This window comes from Coxiella-like endosymbiont (assembly GCF_002871095.1).
Taxonomy (GTDB): Bacteria; Pseudomonadota; Gammaproteobacteria; order Coxiellales; family Coxiellaceae; genus Coxiella.
Genome location: NZ_NSHJ01000132.1, coordinates 1 through 6,331, shown reverse-complemented (window position 1 = coordinate 6,331; position 6,331 = coordinate 1). Strand labels below are relative to the sequence as shown.

Sequence of the window (6,331 nt, the reverse complement as noted above, 5' to 3'; positions counted from 1 at the left end):
CTTTAGAAGAATATTTTATTTATAATAAAATAAATAATAATTATTTTAATCCTACAGATAAATTAAGAATAACAACCTGTAATCTAGTGCCACCAAAAAAATAATTAATATATTTGATCAAATTAAGTAGTTACAGTAATGGGAGTAAACGCAAATGGTAATTTTGAAGCATCTTTGAAAGTAATAATTTCCCAAGCTTCTTTTTCATCCAATAATTTCTTTAATAAAGAACTATTTAGAGTATGACCAGATTTAACCCCATGGAAGGATCCAATTACTCCATAGCCTAATAAATAAAGATCACCAATCACATCAAGGATTTTATGTTTAACGAATTCATCGGGATAACGCAAGCCATCTTGGTTTAAAATTTTATATTCATCTAAAACAATCGCATTATCTAAACTAGCACCTAGGGCTAAATTATTTTTTCGAATAAATTCATAATCCGATAAAAAACCAAAAGTTCGCGCACGAGAAACTTCTTTGACGTAGGAAGTACTTGAAAAATCAAGAGTTACATTTTGGTTTTGTTCATTAAATAAAGGATGATCAAAATCAATACTAAAACTAATTTTAAATCCGTTATAGGGTTCAATCATTACACTTTTTTCACCATCTTCTACCTTAATCTTTTTTTTAATTCCAATAAATTCTTTAGCAGCATTTTGTTCTTCAATCCCAGCCGATTGAATTAAAAATACAAAAGGACCAGAACTTCCATCCATAATAGGAAGCTCAGGCGAAGTAAGATCAATATATAAATTATCAATACCAACACCCGCTAAAGCCGATAATAAGTGTTCAACAGTAGCTACTCGAACATCGTCTTTTGCTAAACAAGTTGATAAACTGGTATCAGCAATATGATTAACTGTGGCAGGAATTTCTACAACAGGCTTTAAATCTGTTCGGCAAAAGATAATGCCTGTATTGGGTGGCGCGGGACGGAGAGTCAAATAAATTTTTTCGCCAGTATGAACACCAACACCAGTTGTTCTGACAATATTTTTCAGAGTTCTTTGCTTGATCATTATTTCAATCCCTTCCCTAAAAGGGATGTATTTTAGCATATCCCTTATTTAAATTTAATAGGAATACAATTTTTACAAATAAAGAGAAAAGCACATTTGAAAAATGTTAATCTTCTTCCTGACGACGTAAAAAAGTAGGAATATCTAAATAGTCAAAATCACGCTCTTGCTGTTCCTGTATTTCCACTGTTCGTTTAGTAGGTTCTTGGTTTCGCATGTAGGTTGGACAATCCAATTGATGATAATCTAATATGCGATCCTTTTTTGTATTTTTTACAGGTTTAAGAGGGACACTAGTACTTCTACTATTTTGAGTACTAAGTCCACTATTAAGTCCAGTAACTACAACAGTTACTCGTAATTCATCGCTCATTTCAGGATCAATCACTGTGCCAACCACTACTGTTGCATTTTCCGATGAAAATGCTTTAATAGCTTCACCTACTTGCTCAAATTCTCCGATAGAGAGATCCATTCCGGCAGTAATATTTACCAATACTCCACGAGCACCTGTGAAATCTATATCTTCCAATAATGGGCTGGCAATAGCTGCTTCAGCCGCTTCACGTGCACGATTTTCACCACTGCTAACGCCTGTCCCCATCATAGCCATACCCATTTCAGACATCACTGTTCGTACATCTGCAAAGTCGACGTTGATTAAACCCGGGCGAGTGATTAAATTTGCAATACCTTGTACTGCACCTAACAATACGTTATTAGCAGATTTAAATGCATTTAATAAAGTAATATTTTTACCTAGTACATTTAGCAATTTATTATTAGGAATGGTGATCAATGAATCAACATATTTAGTTAATGCTTTAATTCCTTCTTCAGCTACTTCCATTCGCTTTTTTCCTTCAAAAACAAATGGCTTTGTCACAATAGCAACGGTTAATATACCTAATTCTTTAGCCACTTCCGCAAATATGGGTGCTGCCCCTGTGCCCGTACCACCACCCATGCCGGCCGTTAAAAAAACCATATCAGTTCCTTCAAGAATTTCTTGAATTCGATCACGCGCTTCTTCAGCTGCCTGACGTCCAATATTTGGATCTGCACCCGCACCCAAACCTTTTGTTATTTCTTCCCCTAACTGAAGCACAATTCGAGCACTGGAACGACCCAATGCTTGAGCATCAGTGTTCGCACAAAGAAATTCAACACCATCAATACTTTCAGTAATCATATGCTCAATTGCATTTCCGCCACCACCACCGATACCAATTACTTTTATTTGGGCATTTTCGGGTGAAGTTTTACCAAGCTCAAACATGCTTTTTCTCCTAAAAATTCCCCTGGAACCAACTTTTCATTCGTTGCCATAAACTTAAACCACGATCTAAACCAAAGGTCGCTGAATTATTATTTTGATTTTGATGACCGTGAATCAATAAGCCGACTGCTGTTGCATACATAGGATTATCTCGAACATCTGCTAATCCATTAACGTACTGAGGTAGCCCTAACCGTACAGGCATTTGAAAAATTTTTTCGCTTAAGTCAACACATCCGAAAATGCGTGAAGCACCACCTGTCAAAACAATACCACCAGAAATTAACTCTTCAAAGCCACTACGTCGCAATTCGGCTAATACTAATTTGAATAATTCCTCGTAACGCGCAGCAACTACCTGAGCTACTGCTCTTTTTCGGACTTCTTTCGGTAGTCGTTTAGCAACACTCAGAACTTGTATGGTTTCTTCAGGATCAACTTTTTCCGGTAATACTGATGCGTACTTCATTTTAATGTGCTCAGCATATTGCGTAGGAGTACGTAAAGCTACTGCTACATCGTTGGTTACATGATCACCCGCAATCGGAATTACATGGGTATGACGAATAACCCCTTCCGTAAATATAGCTATATCCGCAGTACCCCCCCCAATATCAACCATACAAACACCTAATTCTTTTTCATCATCAGTTAATACCGAATGACTTGAAGCAAGCTGTTCTAAAACAATATCACCCACTTGTAACCCACAACGGCGAACACATTTAGTAATATTCTGAGCAGCACTCACAGCGCCAGTAACAATATGTACTTTTGCTTCTAAGCGAACCCCTGACATTCCCACAGGTTCACGCACACCTTCTTGATTATCAATGATAAATTCTTGAGGCAAAATATGAAGTATTTTTTGATCAGCAGGAATAGCCACCGCTTTCGCTGCATCAATTACCCGATCTACATCTGATTGATTCACTTCACGATCGCGAATTGCCACAATCCCATAAGAATTTAAACTGCGAATATGACTACCGGCAATCCCCGTATAAGCAGAGCGAATTTGACAGCCAGCCATTAATTCTGCTTCTTCAACTGCGCACTCAATGGATTGCACGGTTGATTCAATATTGACTACTACACCACGTTTTAATCCATGCGATGGATGTGTTCCAAAACCAATAACTTCGATTTGGTTATCTTGGATCACTTCTCCAACAAGCGCAGCTATTTTGCTAGTGCCAATATCTAACGCAAAAATAAGATTTTTTTCCGAATTTTTCGGCATAATTTTGCCAAAGTCTCCCTGTGTCGTGTCCTCGCCCACATTGACTGTTAAATCATTAGTATAAGCGATATACCTTAAAAGCACTATTAAAAATTAGTGGTAATTCTAGCATTCTTTTTTAAATTTTATTACTCTTAAATACGTTTTTAAATTATCAAAAGCTTAATAAAATTAATTTTATTTTCTACTTAAAATAAAGAGAAAATCTAAAATTAATTCAATTAAGGATTAGCAAATATAATTGTAATTTTTACAAGTACATTATAGTTGAGAAAAAAAGGATGCTTCTTAAAATAATCTAAATTAGATTAAGAAATAAAAAAATTCACGAGTATATTTTTCAGTTTTCTATTCTTCCCTTTTACTGTATCTACACCCCGATTTTTGTGCATTTTTGTACATAATACACTATCTTCATGACAGTAATACAACGTTAAAATCAAAAAAACCTCAAACAATATTTAAAAATCTATTATAACCTTTTGGATACCTTATACATCACAGATTCTTTCGTTCGTAACTACCTTCTCTCATGTGAAACAATTTAATTCATCAATTATCAGATCGATCGGTTATTATAAAATTATGTTTTAGTTATGGGTCGTGATTATTAAGCACAAATTTTAAGAAAGACTTTTTCTAGTAATTTTTTAGAATCCTTCTCCAAAACAATTGAATCAAGATGGAAAATAATCATAGACCATAATTCGCAAAATAGAAAAATTTTTTAACACCATTAAAAGATTGCCGCATTTTCTGTAAAAATACGCTATTAACAATAACTTTATCATGCGTGATCAAGCTATTACTATTATGGCCAATCCTATAAAATCGTATAATAATAGCTTATGATTATCGTGTTAATTCCCACCTTAGCTCTTCAGAGTAACCTCTAAGAGCATTGTTAGTCGTTCATAAGGTGAGAATATTATGATACCTTTTCAAGAAAAGGAGTGGATTGCTTGGACTGACTTCCTATTTTATGTCTATTTTCCATAAATTTTATCAATTATTTTCTTTCCATTCACAACTCAAGCGAATACAATAACCCTTATTAGTTTATTAGCTTTTTATGCCTCTGTTTCTTTTTTAATTTTTATTCTTAACTATCTCCCGTAATCCATAAACTTTGAGCATTAGCCCAAAGTCAATCAATTTAGCCACTTTACTAACGAAAACGCATCCTCCAAAGGTAAAAGTTTCATGAACATATAAGGTTTGTGCACTGATAAGGATATATTTTAGTATTTTGACAAGGAAGATTTTCTTTTAATCTTAAAAACTTCTTATATTAAAAAATTATTAAGGCACCTACCCTTTTTCAGTCATTTTTTTGATGCTATAGTATTTATACTTTTTTAAAAAGTACGAGACGAGATTAAGGTACGCAATTAAGCAAGAGCTCAACTGACTTACCGATTTGTTCATCTCAAAATTCATAAATCATATTACTACCATTGACACCACCAATTATTTAATCCTACTTATAACAAGGATTGAAATTTAATAGAGTTTTACTATTTAATTAAAATCACGATAAACTTATATAATCTTTCAAGAAAATCCCTTTTTTCAAAACACGTTTCCTAACGTTTTAGCAACTTTATTCTTTTAGTACTGAGGAACCTAGGATAAAAGAAGGCCTTGCTATAAAAAAACTCAGCAGAAAAAACATGAACTCACACTGCGACCCCAACAACCCTTTGCAATTGAACTGACTCGGTATGTCGGAACATAACTCAACTGTGATTCAGCTTATTTGCAGTCACTTGGAAAGCTAACCTAGCAGAAATAATGATATTGCTAATCATACAAATTTCCTGTAGATGGTAACCTTAAAAAGTACTTCTCTTGAAGGTATGCTAGATATACCCCATAAAGAATACTAGGTTAAAAAATTCACAGACAACCCAGGGGTAGGGTGGAGTGCTAGATATACTCTTCAACCTCTCACCGTATACATTCTTTTATCAAAAGAATGAAATACAGTATTAAGAATTTTGAAATTAATCCTCATATCAGAGATAAAAATAGATCAAATAGATTATATTACCTTGCTGTTTATATTACCCTTCTATCTTATATTACCCTTCTATCTCGGCTAATCCAATAACTATACGCACAATAAAATATTGCTTAGAAATATGTATTAATTTCCAAAATTAAGATACAGCACAGAAACGATGATTACAGGAGAACATATGTTTTCTATTCAGCAGGAAAAATCTGTGCTATTGAAGCAAATGTTTTTTATCACAGAATAAGGAATTTCTACGAAAAACCTCAAAATAAGATAGGAAAATAATATACTACTCTTTATCGTCAAAGTTTTGCTATCGAAGCTATAAGATACACAATTGTACATTTATAATGTATACCACAATATAGATTTATAATCTATACCACAATATAGCAAAACTTAAAATACTAACCTTATAACTACCTTCCCTCTTCTTACCCTCCTCTGTATAAGAAATCGAGATAATTTATTAACGCACACTACATTGCGCCACCTCGAATCCTGAAAATATCAGCCCTATGTTTTATTCTGAAGTGAACAGATACTACAGGCTATAAGATTGATCATTAATCTTAATGGGACTTTTCAAAATATGATAATATACAGCACTATGAAAATATTTCACCAATCTTCAAGCAATTTCCTGAACTATACTCTAAGTGGCTATTACATTATTTCGTAAATCACATCCTAAAAAATAGAGAAAACTTTATTGAGGATTGACTCGCTATAACTTAAGAATCAAAAATTATTAA

Annotated in this window: 3 protein-coding genes; all 3 read right to left on the bottom strand. The window is 33.6% G+C overall.

The features are described from left to right. Positions 1 to 122: 122 nt before the first annotated feature. Positions 123 to 1,034 carry a UDP-3-O-acyl-N-acetylglucosamine deacetylase gene (gene lpxC, locus CLERM_RS03055; protein WP_102157123.1) on the bottom strand — a complete coding sequence of 304 codons (912 nt, stop codon included), beginning with the start codon at positions 1,032 to 1,034 and terminating at the stop codon, positions 123 to 125. A gap of 106 nt (positions 1,035 to 1,140) precedes the next feature. Next, a complete protein-coding gene (gene ftsZ / locus CLERM_RS03050) occupies positions 1,141 to 2,313 on the bottom strand; it encodes a cell division protein FtsZ (RefSeq protein WP_102157122.1) in 1,173 nt (390 codons plus the stop codon). A 10-nt stretch (positions 2,314 to 2,323) separates the two neighbouring features. Beyond that, complete coding sequence (gene ftsA / locus CLERM_RS03045) at positions 2,324 to 3,556, bottom strand: cell division protein FtsA (protein WP_102157124.1); 1,233 nt, start codon at positions 3,554 to 3,556, stop codon at positions 2,324 to 2,326. Between the last annotated feature and the right edge of the window lie 2,775 nt (positions 3,557 to 6,331).

Coding starts and splice junctions, on each gene's coding strand:
- lpxC (WP_102157123.1), bottom strand. CDS start 1,034: ATGATCAAGCAAAGAACTCTGAAAAATATTGTCAGAACAACTGGTGTT.
- ftsZ (WP_102157122.1), bottom strand. CDS start 2,313: ATGTTTGAGCTTGGTAAAACTTCACCCGAAAATGCCCAAATAAAAGTA.
- ftsA (WP_102157124.1), bottom strand. CDS start 3,556: ATGCCGAAAAATTCGGAAAAAAATCTTATTTTTGCGTTAGATATTGGC.